Origin of the sequence: Fictibacillus sp. B-59209 (genome assembly GCF_036216745.1) — a bacterium.
In the GTDB taxonomy this organism is placed as follows: domain Bacteria; phylum Bacillota; class Bacilli; order Bacillales; family Fictibacillaceae; genus Fictibacillus_C; species Fictibacillus_C marinisediminis.
Genome location: NZ_JARMMC010000008.1, coordinates 64891 through 81720, shown reverse-complemented (window position 1 = coordinate 81720; position 16830 = coordinate 64891). Strand labels below are relative to the sequence as shown.

Here is a 16830-nt window from a genome sequence, read left to right as displayed (position 1 = left end):
AGTATTATGCAGCCCTTGTCATCCCAAGGGATTTTAGTCAAAAATAGATCTCTATGCAGATTCCTTCCCCTTCTTCATCCACGAATCAAATCTTAAATCAATCAGGGGAGGAACAGTTCTGCTTCCCCTAAAGTGAACGAAAAATCAAACAGTAATTCTGAAAGGAGACGATGATATGAATCCTCAAGTCTTGATTGTCGGGGCAGGTCCAACAGGGCTTGTCCTGGCCCTTCAGCTCTCAAAAATGGGGATTCCATTCCGCATTATTGAAAAACATTCCGGACCTGGTGAAGCATCTCGAGCATTGGTCGTCCATGCAAGGATTTTAGAGTTTTACCGTCAATTAGGCATTGCGGACGAAGTGGTAAGCCTCGGCATCCCGATGAAATCTGTTCATCTTCGTGAAGGAACGAAAGAAAAAGCAGAATTCAAGTTCAGCGATCTTGGCAAGGACATCAGCCCTTTTCCTTTTGCCTTAAGTTTTCCTCAGGATGTCCACGAACAATTTCTAGTGGAACAGCTTAAAAAGGCTGGTGTCACCATTGAGTGGAACACCGAGCTGGGTTCTTTTACGGATGACAGCGAAGGAGTCCGCACCGTTTTGAAGAAAGACGGTATGGAGGAAACCGCTGAATTCCACTATTTATGCGGATGTGACGGCGCCCACAGTACCGTACGAAAAGGGTTGGGCTTCGACTTTGCCGGAGGAACGTACGAACAGCTTTTTTATGTGGCTGATGTGGAGTCATCAAATAAAGAAACACATGACCGCTCACTAAAAGTACATCTCAGTGAAAGGGGGTTCTGTTTGTATATGCCGGTCAGAAGTACGGCAATGATCCGACTGATCGGCATCATCCCCCGTGAGCTTGAGCAGTCCACGTCGATTACATTCGATGAGATCCAGCCTTACGCTGAAAATCAGATTGGTTTAAAAGTTAATAAAGTCAATTGGTTCTCAACCTATCATGTTCATCATCGGGTCAGTGAGCATTTTAGAAAGGGCCGCTGCTTTATAGCTGGAGATGCCGGCCATATTCATAGTCCTGCAGGCGGACAGGGGATGAACACCGGTATTGGGGATGCGGTTAATCTATCGTGGAAGCTTGCATGGGTTCTGAAAGGCAAGGCAGAACCTGAGATCCTTGAGACGTATGAAACAGAACGGATCGCCTTTGCCCGCACACTCGTTTCAACAACCGACCGTGCCTTTCAAATGATAGTAGGACGCAATACTCGTAACCGGCTGTTCCGTACGGTGTTGATTCCCTATGTCGCTCCATTGCTGCTTGGTTTCACTGCCGCACGCAGGGCTGCCTTTAATACCGTATCACAAACACGGATCGAATACCGTGACAGCGCACTGAGCATGGGAAAAGCAGGAAAAATCCACGGAGGCGACCGCTTGCCCTGGATTCAGACAAAGAGCGGCAACAATTTCGATCCGTTGAAAACAATGGACTGGCAGATTCATGTATACGGTGAAATTCATGCGGATATTCGGGAATATGGTAAAAGCGCAGGCTTTGCGATTCATACCTTTGTGTGGCAGCCTGGAATGGAGGATGTTGGCCTTAAAAAGGATTCCTTATATGCTGTCCGGCCGGATGGATACGTCGCTCTTGCGGATGATACCCAAAACATAGAGAAACTGAAGCAGTTTTTTGAGAAGTTCAGGATTCGTCCCTTAATGTCGATATAAAAACAAAGAGTGTATCACATTTACTTATGTAATACACTCTAATTTTTGATAGGCAGAAGGCTAAAAATGGATGCCGCCCGATTGATCTTTAAACTTAAAAATTATGAAACATTTGGCCTAGCATCTGCTACTCTTTAAATAGATACAAACAAAAAAAGGAGTTCGGATCATGGATACGGATAGGATTGTGAAAGATTTATACACCCAAGGGATCATAGAATCAAAAGATGCCGTCTACGAACCTTTGAGCGGAGGAACGACCAGTACGATCGGATTACTGCGTGATGGAAGCGGAAAACAATGGGTGCTTAAGTTCAACGAACCGAATGTTATTAATGCAGAGGCGGAATTCTTGAATGAATACGAGAATATTCCTTTCCTGCCCCGTCTCGTATACAAAGACCCTGCGAACCGATTCATCGTCTATCCCTTTCTTGCAGGAACGACAGACAGTTCCGGGACGCACAAAACAAACATCCTGTCCTCCCTCGTCCAGCATGTGCTCAATTACTATCAACCTTTTTCTGAAGCAAATGGATGGGGATACAGGGACGACCTTAAGCATTCCAGAGAACAATTTTTGGAGGACGAAATATGTTCAGTCAAAGAAATTATTCATTCTGGGCTGCTTGAAAAAGAAGATTACAAGCTTATCGCTGAACTTGCTAAACTTAGGTCCCAAAGCAAGGAATCTGAACTCACTTATTTACTGCATGGAGACTGCGGGTATCATAATTTCCTGTTCTCAGAGCAGGAGCTCTCTGGTTTAATTGATCCTCAAACCTTTATCGGCCACCCGCTCCACGATCTTGTCTTTGCTTTTTGTTCTACCGCAAACGAACTTACACAAGAAACGATTATTCCTGCTGCAAAGCAATTAAAGATGTGGAATTACGATGAACAAGTCCTCAATGAGGAAGTGCTGCTCGGTCTTTTCACACGGCTGGCCAGAAGCTCTCAGCATCACCCTGCAGACTTGCCCGAATATTTGAAGGCATGGGAGAAATGGAAAGTACTCGTCTCACCTGCATAAAAAAGAGGACCTCGGTCCTCTTTTCCCCTTACTTCACATCCTTTTTTATCACCCTCCAAAACTCTTTAGCGATCACTTTATATCCTTTGATGTTGAGGTGGTTATCTTCCGGATTGGGCATGTATTTCTGGAAATGGGGATCGATGGCTCCACCTGTCGGGACATATGAATCGCTATTTGATACAGCTGCCTCCTTAATAGCAGAATTCAATGCGTTATTCAAAGGAACTAAGAACGCTTGGCTATCCTGATCATAATAAAAGAAAGGATTGTAATACCCCATCACATATACATGCACATTTGGATTTAGCTTATCGATTGCCTGAAGGATGGTCTCAAGGTTAGCACTGGCCGTCGCAATTCCTTCAGAAGCATGTGCTGGATCGGTCATCAGTTTGCGAAAAAGATCATTTGCCCCAATATTGATCGTAATATGGGTTGCTTCTTTAATCTCCTTCATCACGTCTGAATTGTTTAAAACATCCTCTTTCAGCTGTTCTGAAGTATAGCCTGGCACACCAAAATTATCATAATCTAATAGCTTCACGTGGGATCTTTTAAAATAGCTTTGAATAAAATCCGGATAGCTCTTGTTAATGTCACCATAAGGCGTCATACCTGCGGCTATTGAATCTCCTAAAGCGATATACTCAACTTTCTTTTGTTCTTCCTGATGGTCGGCATAGGCGGTCAATGGGGCAAAAGAGAACAGCGTACTCGCCGCCAGCAAAGCGGCAACAGATTTTTTCATCAAATCCTCTCCTCTTTAAGGGTTACCCATTCTTTATGAAGCGATTAAATGGAAGTAAGCCCGCAGGATCCGTTGTCATTCCTAAAATGAATCAGGCATTTAAACTTTAGAACAGGCACCTAGGACACATTCTCTCCTATCAGACTTTTTCCCTTTAAATATAAGCCTAAAGTCCTCCTCCAATTCCCATTCTTTTACATACCCTCTAGTCATATGTTGTAAAAAACATTTAATTAGGTGATACCATGGCCAAAAAGGTTTTGCTTTTTGCGGATGTTGGCATCGATGACACGATTGCCTTAATTTACGGGTATTTAAGTAAACAAGTGGATATCATTGGAGTGGTTGCGGACTACGGAAATGTTTCTAGGGTAATGGGATTGCGCAATATTACGTATTTGGTTAATTTATTTAATCTCTCCCAGCATACAAAGGTCATACTCGGTGCTGAAAAACCGATGACAGGAGAAGATCCCATCTTTTATCCGGAAGTGCACGGAGAGTACGGCTTGGGATACATCAAACCTCCCCAACAGCTCCCCCCTCAAGGGTTCACTGAGAACTTTTGTGAAGTTGTCTCACTCATCAACCAGCACCCGGGTGAACTGACGATTGTAAACACAGGCAGACTAACTTCCCTTGCAAGCATGTACATCTTATATAATGACTTGATTAATAAAGTAAAAGAAGTGTACATCATGGGCGGTGCATTCTGGGTGCCAGGCAATGTTACCGCTGTATCGGAAGCGAACTTTCACGGAGATCCTATTGCTGCAAAAATCGTACTTCGCTATGCCAATAATGTAACGATTATTCCCCTGAATGTAACAGACCGGGCCATCGTCACTCCCCAGATGGTCGATTACATTCAGTCTAAAGGAAAAGCTAAAATTATTAAGCCTCTGCTCGATTTTTATTATGAGTTTAATAAGAAGCGCAATCCGAGTATTAAAGGAAGCCCTGTTCATGATGCACTCACACTGATGGCTACATTGCATCAGAACATGTTCTCGTTTCGTCATCTTCCCGTATACATTGATACGAACAGCGGGGTGACAAAGGGACAGAGCATCGCTGATATCCGTCCATATGCCGATTTGAACAATGGTGAAAAGAAACATCGTATTGCGTTCGATTTTATTTATTACTGGTTCTATCATGACTTCATGTCTGTCATGACAGGAGAACTCATGTAATTCTGCTCACCCTGTACTTGTTCTATGAGCAGGTTTATATTTTTAGCTTTGATAAATTAAAATGTTGATTTTAAAATTGAAAAACTTATTTTAATTTGTTGAACTAAACCACCTATATATTTGAACAATCATGGATAAGTCTTTTAATTTGTAGATTATATATCGTATTAAAATAAAAAAAAGTCATTCTAAATAGAATGACTACACAAAGTTAACCTACTTTTATATTCTTTGATTTGCTCTTATTTCCCGCTTTATCTACTGCATAAACTGTTAGTATGACACCTTTTCTTTGTTTTGAAATTTTTAAACTGTATGTCCCTTTCGAATTCACACTTGTATGACCAAACCTAACTTTACCTTTATATGCATAGATTTCCGAACCTTTTTCTCCTTTTCCTGATAAAGAACGGGAACTTGACTTTATTTTATTTACGGTTGGTGTTAAAGGTGCGGTTTTGTCGATCGTGAATAAAAGGGTTGTGCTATTTCCCGCATTATCTTTTACTATGAACTTATGATGGCCTTCTTTGGTTATTTTTGTTCCTTTAACATACGTTTTTCCATCAATAGTTGCTTTTCCTTCATGAAAGACTGGAATGACATTTACTTTATATAGACCATTATTTTTGATACCTGAGATCACTGGTGCAGTTTTATCAATCCTGAATACAATTGTTGTCGTATTTCCCACACTATCTTTGACAATGAACTTATGGTGGCCTTCTTTGGTTATTTTTGTTCCCTTGACATAAATTTTCCCGTCAATTATTGCGTCTCCTTCATTAAATAACGGGATGACATCTGCTTTATATAGACCATTGTTTTTGACACCTGAAATCACAGGTGCCGTTTTATCTTTTACTATTTTGGTAGGAAGAGAGAGTGACATCCCATTTTCTCTTAATTCGACTTGAATGATGGAGTTCGCTTTTTGTTTACCGATATATAATTTAAACATCGAACCTTTATTTAATGTGAATTTCCCGATACTTTTCTTCGAGATTTTCGTAGTTGCTCCATTCACACTCAAACTTTTTATCATCGAATTCGAATCTAAGAGAAAAACCTCTGCTTCTTTCCCAAATGAACTTTGTCCAGTAATATAATCATTGTTATCTGAAAGATCATCAACATACACTTCCTCAACAGAAGTATAACTATAATCATATTTATCGGTATTCGGTATTCTTGTTTCTACTTTTATAATGGAGTCAGGTTCTAATTTATTTACTGGTACTGCAAATCTTCCATTCTCATTAGTCAAACTTTCACCTAACTTGGTATTTTGTTCATCCAAAACGGTGATCAGACTATTTTCGGTTGCAAATCCAGTAACTTCTTTAGAAATTTGTGAAACCGGTTCAATGTCTGGCTTAGGTGAAGTGGATAATTTTATAGATCTATTATAAATGACATTTTCAAATTCTCCATCATATAAAGTTAATGGGAATATCGTTGTGTTTCCATCATACGATTGTTTAATAACGCCCGATGGTAAAAGATTCTTAGTATTAGTTAGCAGACCACTAAATTTTAAATTTGACGGAAGATAAAACCTAATTGAATCTGACCAACTCGTAACTTTAGAAGTAGAAATAGGATAAACATACATAAACTTATCATATATATCATAGCTTGTTGCCAACAGTTCATAGGTTTTTATTACATTCCCCTTCGAAACCCTTATCTGGACAAAATCTCCTAAATGAATTTCGGGACATTCAAGTAATCGATAACCTCCTCCAGCTTTATCCGTTTTTATAATCTTGTCATTGACCATAATCTCAATTTTTGAATCTTGACTTGCTGTATAGTAAACGGAAGGCATAGGTCTTTTAATTGGAGTTTCTCCGATTTCGCCTTGATCTTCAACCATTTTATTGCCAAAACCAATTGAAAAATAAGCGTCAAGTGATGCTTTTAACACAAATACTTCATCAGAATCAATTAGATCCCCAGTCGAATCATACGTATAAATTGTAAAAGTAGTATTTGCTTGATGATTTCCTACATACATTTTAAAAATTCCATCACTATTGGATACAGCACTGAAAACTCCGTACGTCTCACCATAGTTGTTTTTCCCAACATATTTAACCCTTGTGTTAGGAGTTGTTGTACCAGAAACAACTGTGTCAGCAGAGTAAAAATGATTAACCTTAGTCACATTGTCTTGAGCATGAACTTTCCACGTAGAAAAATTGAATGTGCTAGAAAATAGAAATACGAGCAAAAATGTAATGATAAAATTCCTTAGTTTTTTCATAAATCCCCCAAAATGTCTATTTGATTAATATTAATCACCTTATTTAAGTATAGTTTATTTTTATATAAAATTGGATTTTATTCCAAAAAATATTATACTAACCTGCTTTTTATTAAATAAGGGACTAAAGTATTCATAATCAATTGATTAACCTTAACTAACGAATTTTTTCATTTGTTGGTTGCTGTTAGCAAAGACTGGTACGCACATATACCTCTTAAATAATATTGGGTGTCGTGGCATTTTGAAACCATGACTTTGAGCAACAACTTTAAATAAGTCCGCCACTCAAAATATATCCACATTTTTTAACATGGGTTTGACCTTGACGCTGCGTCAAGGTGTACAGTTAAGGTGTCAGGAGGTGATCACTTGGAATATACAGTTCAAAAACTCGGAAGACTGGCCGGAATCAGTACGAGAACACTAAGGTATTATGATGAGATTGGCATCCTTAAGCCGGCAAGGATTAATTCTTCAGGTTACCGGATCTATGGCCAGCCGGAAGTCGACCATCTGCAGCAGATTTTGTTCTACCGGGAGCTCGGACTCAGTCTGGAAAAGATTAAGGAGATCACGACTGACCCTTCCTTTAACGGGACAGAGGCTCTTAAAGAACACCGTGAGAAGCTCCTTGACAAGAAAAAGCAATTGGAATTGCTTATTAATAATGTGGAAAAAACGATTGCTTCATCTGAAGGGAAAATGACGATGACAGATCAAGAAAAATTCGAAGGCTTTAAAAAGAAGCTCATTGATGATAACGAGAAACAATATGGAAAAGAGATTCGTGAAAAATACGGTGATGATACGATTAATCAATCCAATGAAAAGCTGAAAAACATGACGAAGGAAGATCATGAGGAAGTAAATCATTTGGCGGACGAACTAAAGACCTCGTTGGCTGAAGCCTTTAAAACTGGGGATCCTGCGGGAGACCTAGCCCAAAAAGCAGCAGATCTTCATAAGCAATGGCTGTGTTTTTACTGGAGTGAATACAGCAAAGTAGCCCATGCGGGTCTGGCGCAAATGTATGTAGACGATGAACGCTTCAAACAGCACTATGACAAAGACCAGCCAGGAACTGCTGAGTTCTTAAGAGATGCGATTCACATTTATACGGGAGTAAAAAAATAAGGAAACAGCCCATCTGCACGGTTCAGGTGGGCTGTTTTTTATATGCCTGAATGGCCTTGGAGGAGTTCCATATTCTTGATGTAAAGTATTTATATCCTTTAACAATTAAACAAAAACAAATGCAATAACTACTGCCGTTATAATTAAGCATTAAAATCGGATAATAAAGGGTAATACATAATCACCATTTGCTGAAAGGAAGGCCAAATATGACAGATCGAAATCGCAGGAAGCGCTTTGCATTGACTCCTCCTAAAATACTGGTATTAGGCTTTGCCGCTATCATTTTGGCCGGAGCTTTTCTCCTTTGCTTGCCTGAAGCAACTCGTAGCGGACAGGGAATGTCTTTTCTTAACGCCTTTTTCACCTCAACTTCAGCAACGTGTGTCACGGGACTGATCGTCGTGGATACCGGAGATACCTTTACCGTTTTCGGACAAATGGTTATACTCTCTCTCATTCAAATTGGCGGTCTTGGATTTATGACGTTCTCCACCTTTTTCGCATTAATAGTCGGCCGGAGAATTTCGTTTCGTGAACGTCTTCTTCTGCAGGAGGCGTTAAATAATTCCTCCACCCAAGGCATTGTAAAAATGGCGAAAACCATTGTTCTGTTTACGTTTGTTTCGGAACTGCTTGGCTCCATCTTGCTTTCATTCCGCTTTGCCATGGACATGCCAGTTAAGAAAGCCATTTATTTTGGCATCTTTCATTCCGTTTCAAATTTTAATAATGCAGGCTTTGATATTATGGGAGGATTTAAGAGTTTGACGGATTATAAAGAAGACCCCGTCATTACGCTGACAATCGGGATCCTTATAATTCTAGGAGGAATTGGATTTATAGTTGTCAGTGACCTTATCGAACATCGAAAAAAACTAAAAAATATTTCTTTACATACAAAGGTCGTGCTTTCCACGACCGCTATCCTGCTTGTGGCCGGCACCGTTCTTGTCTTCCTGTTGGAGATGCATAACAGCAAGACCCTTCAGCCTCTATCTCCTTCTGGTAAGCTCCTGGCTTCTTTTTATCAAGCAGTAACTCCAAGGACGGCCGGTTCCAATACTCTGAACATTCCGGACCTGGCTCATCCTACTCTGTTGCTAACGATTATTCTTATGTTTATCGGGGCTTCACCAGGATCAACCGGCGGCGGGATTAAGACAACGACATTTGTGACATTGTTTGGAGCGGCCTGGTCACAGATCAAAGGAAAAGAGGATGTGGTGTTCTTTAAACAGCGGATTATTCCGACCATGATCTATAAAGCATTGACCGTTATTTTAAGTGCATTGATTCTTGTTATTGTGGTGACGATGTTGCTCTCGATCACAGAACAGGAAAACAACTTTTTGAAAATCCTGTTTGAGGCGGTCTCTGCATTCGGAACGGTGGGATTGTCCATGGGACTTACACCCGATCTTTCTCCGTTCGGCAAAATTATTATTGCACTAACGATGTTTATCGGTAGGCTGGGACCTCTGACCGTGGCCATCGCTTTGGCTAAACAAAATGAAAAAGAACTCTATCGCTATCCAAAAGGAAAATATTTGATCGGCTAAAATGAAGGAGAGGAAACAGAGCATGAAGAAACAATATGCAGTAATCGGACTCGGAAGGTTTGGATCACATTTAGCAAGAGCACTCTATGAGGAAGACAACGAGGTTATTGGTATTGATATTAACGAAGAAAAGGTGGAAGATCTACAGAATGGCCTGAGTCAGGCATTTATCGCTGACAGTACAGATGAGGACAGTATGAAAGGCCTTGGTGTCCGAAACTTTGATGTTGTGATCGTGGCAATCGGGGATGACATGGAAGCCAGTATTTTAACTGTCGTTCTGTTAAAAGAATTAGGAGTTCCCTATATTGTCGCCAAAGCACTCAGTAAACGCCACGGGTTGGTACTGACCAAAATCGGCGCAGATCAGGTGGTTTTCCCTGAACGTGATATGGGGCTTCGTCTCGCTCAAAACCTGATGCATCCGAACATCATCGATCATCTTAAATTATCGGACGATTACAGTATAGAAGAAATTAAGATTCCTCCAGACTTGGTCGGACAAACCATACAAGCCCTCGACATCAGAGCCAGATACCAGCTGAACGTCATTGCAATCCGGCATACGGACGAAGAGGTTACGGTTGCTCCTGGTCCGGATTATTCTTTGAAAAACGGCGATCTTCTCGTCATTATTGGAAAAAACAAAGACTTAAAGGAGTTATCTAAAAAGCTGGAAGAATGACAGAAGCCGTCCGGGATTTAGGGACGGCTTTTGTCTGGTTATTCCGTATTGCTAAGAAAGCTTTCTCTTCTCCTCCATCAGCCGCTTAAACTCCTGGTCCAGCCTCGTGTATTCCTTATCACCAGGAGACAGGAGGCTAAGCTCTCCCAAAACAGCACTGATTCGGTTCTCAATAATCATCCTTTTTTCAAGAAGATCCGTTTTTTTATAATTTTGCGGCTGTACCGGTTTTTGTTTGGCTTCAGCAAACTCTTTAAAGCCCTTTTGCGTTTTTCTTATGTTTCCATCTTCAAAAACCAGCAGCTTTTCACACGTTTTTTCCAGGAAATAGCGGTCATGGGAAACGATAAGCAGTGTACCGCTGAACGACAGCAATGCTTCCTCAAGCTGCTCCCTGCTTGCCAGATCAAGGTGATTCGTCGGCTCATCCAGAATCAGAAGATCATGTTTCTGCATGATGAGCAAGGCGAGCTTCACCCTCATCCGTTCACCAAGACTCAATTGATGAATCTGCTTCTTCAGCATTCTTTCATCAAACCCCATATTGGCGAGCAGTGTCCGGGCCGTAGAGGCTTCTGACCGGACTTCAAAAACATCGTGTATCAAGTTTACTACCGTTTGTTCCGATGGGAGGTCTGTAACATCCTGTGTCAGATAGGCCATTTTTGCGCTTGAACTGATCCAAAGCTCACCCGAATCGACGGTCTCCCTACCTGTCAGCATTTTAAGGAGCGTCGTCTTGCCGCACCCGTTCGGACCTGTCAATCCCAGTCTTTCACCTCGTTTAATATAAAACGAGCTTTTCTGAAAGAGCGGTCGAGAACTAAAAGATTTGGAGATTTCCTTCGCATCCACCAGCCGCTTTCCCCGTTTCTCCGGATTGTCCCAGCCAAACTGTATTTTTGTTTCCTCCTTTGGCTTTTCCACACCTTCCAATTCAATCTTTTTCAGGCGTTTGATCCGGGAACTGATCTGTTTATCCATGCTCTTTGCTTTGCTTCTGTAAAATTCTTTTGTGCCGCGCATATCTGCCATCTTACCGACCTTTCCTGCTTCTCTATGTGCTCTCGACGACCAGTTGTCCAGCCTTTCAATCTCAGACTGTATTTTTTGCTCGTACTTTTTCTGTGTTTCATACTGATGCAGCTGTGCATGGTGCCTTCTCTCCTTCTCTTCCCGATAAAATGAATAATTCCCCGGAAAATCAACAGACTTGCCATCATCCAGTTCAATGATTCGATTCACGGTTTGATCAAGAAAATACCGGTCATGCGAGATGATCAGTGTGGTACCTGTAAATGATCTCAGCTCCTGAATCAGCCATTCGACTCCTTTAAAATCAAGGTGGTTGGTCGGCTCATCCAGTATAAGAAGGTCGGGCCTTGTTGACCAGATATGTGCGATAGCCAGCTTCGTCCTCTCCCCTCCGCTTAATCCTGAGAAACGGCTCTCATCCCAATTCTGTACTTTCTTTAAACCGAGACGGCTGGTCATCTGCAGAAAATCCTCTTCTTCACTCTGCATATGCGAAAAAGTATTAGTCGTATAGGAGGTGGACTGCTGAAGATAACCGATCTTCAGTGGATTTTTATGTTTAACGATAGAACCTTTATCGGGCTGAAGTGTTCCGAAAATCAGGTTAGCCAAAGTTGTCTTTCCCGCTCCATTAACGCCAACCAAACCTATCCTTTCATTACTGTCTATATTCAAAGAAACCTCTTTTAAAATCAGGCGCTCGCCAAATTCTTTACTTAATTCGTGACAGCTTAATAGAGTCATCAAAAATCACCGCTTTGCGTTTCGTTCAAGGGCAATAGGGACTCATGATAATCTGAAGACGAAAAAAAACCGCATTCCTGCGGTTTTTGGGTAAGCGAAAAAAGATACGAAAAAAACACCTCAAAGTGCATAGACCGTTAGACCAGCTTCAGCACACTGATACATTGAATTTAACCGTTGAGGGTCTCCTATAGACATACGTATCCCATCCCGCTCCAAAGCCGCAGAGCATCACTTGCCGTGCAATCAGATTTCATGATCGACAAGGGGATTAGTTCCACATAATGTCTAATTGGATACCTCCTTCACATTGTTGGTATTAGTATAACACGATTATGGTAAAATTGTGCAACCCATTCTGTCAGAGAGAAGTAAGCCTTAAAGAAACAGCATTCCCACCATTCCACTAAACACACCTAAAACGACGACCGATAAGGTGACAAACGACAGAACACGTTTGGGATAGGACCTGGAAACGATGAGTAAGGACGGCAAGCTTAGCGCCGGCAGTGTAATGAGCAAGGCAGCCGCAGGTCCTGCACCAAGACCAACGAGCATAAACGTCTGGATAATTGGAATTTCGGCAGCAGTCGGAATAACGAACAGCATGCCGGCAAGAGCAAATCCGATAACAGCAAACAAGCTGTTGGACGCTGTTTCACTTAGCTGCGGAAACAGCCAGACACGTGCTGCACCAAGTAAAAGCACCGAAAAAATGTAAGCTGGTCCAATATGGAGCAGCATGGTGCCCAGGCTCTTCATCCATCTGATGAAAAACGGTCCTTCCTCTTCCTCAAAGTTCTTGCTTTCCGGCACTTTCTCCATATCTACTGGCTCAGCGTTTTTGGCAAAACGATTGGCAAAGTAACTGACACCAAACACGAGTATTATTCCAAAGAATAATCGCAGTACCGTAAATTTCCATGATAATACAAATGTCATAAAAATCAGGGTTGCCGGGTTTATGGTCGGATTACCTAGCCAAAAAGCAAGGCTTGCTCCAATCGACACTTTCTTCTTGCGCATCCCCACGGCCATTGGCGCCGCACAGCAAGTACACATCATGCCTGGAATGGACGCCAATCCTCCTGCTGCTGTACTGCCAAACGATGTTTTTCCAAGCACTTTAAGCAGCCATCGTGACGGAAGCAGCACTTGAATCAACGAACCGAGTAAGACCCCCAGTAATGCAGCTTTCCATACAGACTGAAAATAAACTTTTGCATAGTCCCAAGCAGTTACCCATGGTGACGCCGAAGCTGCTTGATCACCAAGGATCGATGGACCGATAGAATGAGTAGCTGAAACTGAGATCACCTTTTGAAAATACGGCCACCATTTTACATACAGCAAACCAGCCGCAGCAACCGCCATGAATATAACAATGACCCAGATTGCCTCTTTGCTGGTGGATTTTCCATTTTGAACACTATGATTGATTTGAGACATATATCCCCCACCCCAGTTTTTTTCCGACCTTAAGATTGGATAGTAAATTATATCACAGTTTCTGCAAAAACATATTTTTAAGCCTTCCAAAATTCGGCTAAAATGAAATTAGAGAAGAAGTATTTTATAATAGGATATAGACGTGCAGTACAGAAGGGCGGAAAAAACCAGTGTTTCAGGATATTGCCATTGAAAAGCTTATGTCATCCTACAATAAAAAAGAGATTACACTCATTGATGTACGGTCACCCTCCGAATTTAAGGATTCTACGATTCCGGGAAGCTTGAACATCCCTCTTTTTAATGATGAAGAACGTGCTGAAGTTGGGACTCTATATAAACAGCAAAGTGTGGAAGCCGCTAAGGAACGAGGACTCGAGATTGTTTCTGCCAAGCTTCCTGCTTTTATTAAAGAATTCTCGAAGATCGCTGGACCCAAAGCTGTTTTTTGCTGGAGAGGCGGAATGAGGAGCAGAACCACTGCGACTGTACTCGACCTTATGGGAATTCGTGCTTACCGGCTGCAGGGCGGTTTCCGTGTGTACCGGCAGTGGATTATAAAAAACCTAGAGGAGATGGAGTTTGCTCCCAAAACCTGCGTTCTCCATGGAAATACCGGCATCGGTAAAACATTAATCCTTCAAGAGCTTGCCAAGCAAGGATTTCCCGTTCTTGATCTTGAGCAATTGGCCGGCCACCGCGGTTCCATTTTTGGAGAAATCGGTCTTCAGCCAAACAACCAGAAAATGTTTGAATCTCTCCTTTTTCATCATTTGTTTGCACTGAAAGATACACCTTTTGTTCTGATGGAGGCTGAGAGCAAACGAATCGGAAAAGTCGTGCTTCCGGGTTTTGTAACGGATAAAAAGCAGCAAGGTCTCCATATTTTCCTGGACATGCCGATTGAGGAACGGGTCAATCATATCCTTGAAGACTATCTTCCGTGGGAGCATCACGAGGAATGTCTTGCCGCGTTTCAAAAGATCAAACGGCGCATTCATACACCAATAGCTGCTCAGATTGAACATGATCTGAGTGAGGGAAACTATCATTCAGCTGTCCGCCTGCTGCTTGAGCACTATTATGATCCACGTTACGAGCATCATGATGTCGAATATCCAGAAGACCAGCGAATTACCTTAAAAGTTAATAATATTGCGGAAGCCATTGACCAAATTAAAGAAATTCTTCAAAAAAGAAAGCCGGCACATCAAGTTCTGTGAGTTTTCACAGCCTTTGCCGGCTTTTTATTATTGATAATCCTGATATATAATCGAAAAAGCGAATTTATTATCGATACGGCCCCAACTCCATCTTCCTCTTATTTCCTTTGAAAGAAGGAGAATCCACCCTATAAGTCTAATAAATTCAATAATCATATTATGGGACCTATAATACACATAAGAGAATAAAGATATTTCATGCAGAAGGAGTTACGTATATGACCACATACCAATCAAGAAATGACGTTCCTGAACAAGAGAAATGGAACCTGACCGATATTTATCCTTCACTGGCTGAATGGGAAAAGGATTATGAACAGGTGAAGGTAATGGCTGAAGAATTAAAGGCGTTTGATGGAAACATTGATTCAGGTAAGTCACTGCTTGAATATCTCACTAAACAAGAAGAGCTCTCCTGCACCTTCAATCTCGTTTATGTTTATGCCATGCTGAATGTGGACGTGGATACTCGAAACTCAGATTCTCAATCCTTATTGGATCGTGCAAAGCATGCCGGAGTGAAAATCAGCTCTGCCACTTCATTCTTTATGCCTTTCCTGTTAAGTTTGGACGAAGCACAGCTGAAGGAATATATCGCAGAGGATGAAGGGCTGAACTACTTTGAAGAAGATCTGTTTGATTCCTTTCGCTACAAGTCCCATGTCCTGAGTAAAGAACAGGAGAAGATTGTTTCCCGCCTGGGTGAAGCGCTCTCCTCTCCAAGCGGCACATTCAGCATGATTAATAATGCGGATATTAAGTTCGGCGAAGTCACTGATAAAGATGGTAAAAAGGTAGAAATGACCCGCGGCATGTATTCCAAATTGATTGAGGATGAAGACCGTGAAGTAAGAAAAGAAGCATACAAAGCTTATTATGAACCCTACGTGGCATTAAAAAATACGATTGCTTCCACCCTTTCATCAGCGGTTAAAAACAATGTCTCGCTTGCTGAAATCCGCAACTATCCTTCTGCTCTTGAAAAAGGTTTATTTGGTGATAACGTACCAAAAGAAGTCTATGAAAATCTCATAGCCACCACAAAAGAAAACATTAAGTCCATGCACCGATACACAGAGATCAGAAAAGAGAAACTGGGACTTGATGAGCTGCGCCAATACGATCTTAGCGCTCCCCTTGTAAAAGGAGTTAAGCTGGACATTCCCTATGAAGAAGCCTATGAAACGATGGTTAAAGCACTCGCGCCGCTTGGCGATGATTATGTTGAACGATTGAAAGAGTTTAAAAATGCACGTTATATCGACGTTAGGGAAACACGCGGAAAACGTTCTGGAGCTTATAATCTTGGGTTGTACGGCGTTCATCCTTTCGTGCTTCTGAACCATCAGGATGATCTAGACAGCCTCTTTACGCTGGCACACGAAATGGGACATGCGATGCACAGCCATTATTCCAATAAGCAGCAGCCAAAAATCACAGCCGGCTACAGCATTTTTGTCGCAGAGGTTGCTTCTACCGTTAACGAAGTACTTCTGATCAATTACCTGCTGAACAAGGAAACCAACAAAGATATTAAAAAACATTTGCTGAATCATTTTATCGATCAGTTCAAAGGAACATTGTTTACGCAAGTGATGTTTGCCGAGTTTGAGATGAAAACACACGCACTCGCAGAAGAAGGCCAGCCGCTGAATGCTGAGGTCTTCAACCAAATCTATGAAAATCTGTTTAGAGAGTACAACGGCGATACCGTGATATTTGATGAAGAAGTGAAATATGGCTGGTCCAGAATCCCTCATTTCTACCGTCCATTTTATGTTTACAAATATGCTACAGGGTTTGCGTCAGCTATCCACCTGGCTACAAAAATCTTAGACGGCGACCAACAGACTCTTGACTCCTACTTGGATTTCTTAAAAAGCGGAAGCTCTGATTATCCGCTCGATCTTTTGAAAAAGACAGGTGTCGACTTAACAACCCCAGAGCCGATCGTCAATGCGCTGAAACGGTTTGAGGAACTGGTAGAGGAATTTGCACAATTATAAGAAATTAAAAGGGGCTGTCCAGAAAGTCGAAAATTGAC

Annotated in this window: 12 protein-coding genes; 8 read left to right on the top strand and 4 right to left on the bottom strand. The window is 41.6% G+C overall.

Annotated features, from left to right (window positions below; all coding sequences use genetic code 11):
• Window positions 1-175: 175 nt before the first annotated feature.
• Both P4361_RS05675 and P4361_RS05670 read left to right on the top strand, forming a co-directional pair.
• Window positions 176-1702 carry an FAD-dependent monooxygenase gene (locus P4361_RS05675; protein ID WP_328088564.1) on the top strand — a complete coding sequence of 509 codons (1527 nt, stop codon included), beginning with the start codon at window positions 176-178 and terminating at the stop codon, window positions 1700-1702.
• A 169-nt stretch (window positions 1703-1871) separates the two neighbouring features.
• A complete protein-coding gene (locus P4361_RS05670) occupies window positions 1872-2735 on the top strand; it encodes a phosphotransferase family protein (RefSeq protein ID WP_328088563.1) in 864 nt (287 codons plus the stop codon).
• A 28-nt stretch (window positions 2736-2763) separates the two neighbouring features.
• Here P4361_RS05670 and P4361_RS05665 read toward each other — a convergent pair whose 3' ends face one another.
• Window positions 2764-3486: an SGNH/GDSL hydrolase family protein gene (locus P4361_RS05665; RefSeq protein WP_328088562.1), complete on the bottom strand. Its 723-nt coding sequence runs from the start codon at window positions 3484-3486 to the stop codon at window positions 2764-2766.
• A 245-nt stretch (window positions 3487-3731) separates the two neighbouring features.
• Between P4361_RS05665 and P4361_RS05660 the strand changes: the two genes are divergently transcribed.
• Window positions 3732-4682 carry a nucleoside hydrolase gene (locus P4361_RS05660; protein ID WP_328088561.1) on the top strand — a complete coding sequence of 317 codons (951 nt, stop codon included), beginning with the start codon at window positions 3732-3734 and terminating at the stop codon, window positions 4680-4682.
• A 211-nt stretch (window positions 4683-4893) separates the two neighbouring features.
• Here P4361_RS05660 and P4361_RS05655 read toward each other — a convergent pair whose 3' ends face one another.
• Window positions 4894-6951, bottom strand: coding sequence for an Ig-like domain-containing protein (locus P4361_RS05655; protein WP_328088560.1), 2058 nt, complete (start codon window positions 6949-6951; stop codon window positions 4894-4896).
• 372 nt (window positions 6952-7323) lie between these two features.
• On the opposite strand from P4361_RS05655, the gene P4361_RS05650 reads away from it, so the two are divergent.
• The 3 genes from P4361_RS05650 (at window position 7324) to P4361_RS05640 (ending at window position 10335) form a co-directional block, all read left to right on the top strand.
• Window positions 7324-8088, top strand: coding sequence for a MerR family transcriptional regulator (locus P4361_RS05650; RefSeq protein WP_328088559.1), 765 nt, complete (start codon window positions 7324-7326; stop codon window positions 8086-8088).
• A 209-nt stretch (window positions 8089-8297) separates the two neighbouring features.
• Window positions 8298-9650 (top strand): TrkH family potassium uptake protein, encoded by a 1353-nt coding sequence (locus tag P4361_RS05645; RefSeq protein ID WP_328088558.1) that lies wholly within the window; start codon window positions 8298-8300, stop codon window positions 9648-9650.
• Window positions 9651-9672: 22 nt separating this feature from the next.
• Entirely contained in the window at window positions 9673-10335 is a 663-nt protein-coding gene (locus P4361_RS05640; protein ID WP_256225223.1) for a potassium channel family protein, read from the top strand.
• Between the two features lie 51 nt (window positions 10336-10386).
• On the opposite strand, the gene abc-f is transcribed toward P4361_RS05640, so the two are convergent.
• A complete protein-coding gene (abc-f, locus tag P4361_RS05635) occupies window positions 10387-12114 on the bottom strand; it encodes a ribosomal protection-like ABC-F family protein (RefSeq protein ID WP_328088557.1) in 1728 nt (575 codons plus the stop codon).
• 378 nt (window positions 12115-12492) lie between these two features.
• Window positions 12493-13563, bottom strand: coding sequence for a permease (locus P4361_RS05630; RefSeq protein WP_062235610.1), 1071 nt, complete (start codon window positions 13561-13563; stop codon window positions 12493-12495).
• A gap of 170 nt (window positions 13564-13733) precedes the next feature.
• Here P4361_RS05630 and mnmH point away from each other — a divergent pair, with 170 nt between their 5' ends.
• Together mnmH and pepF are read left to right on the top strand one after the other, a co-directional pair.
• The gene (mnmH, locus tag P4361_RS05625; protein ID WP_328088556.1) at window positions 13734-14786 is read left to right on the top strand and encodes a tRNA 2-selenouridine(34) synthase MnmH; all 1053 of its coding nucleotides are present in this window, start codon (window positions 13734-13736) and stop codon (window positions 14784-14786) included.
• A gap of 218 nt (window positions 14787-15004) precedes the next feature.
• Window positions 15005-16792 carry an oligoendopeptidase F gene (pepF, locus tag P4361_RS05620; RefSeq protein WP_328088555.1) on the top strand — a complete coding sequence of 596 codons (1788 nt, stop codon included), beginning with the start codon at window positions 15005-15007 and terminating at the stop codon, window positions 16790-16792.
• The last annotated feature ends 38 nt before the right edge of the window (window positions 16793-16830 follow it).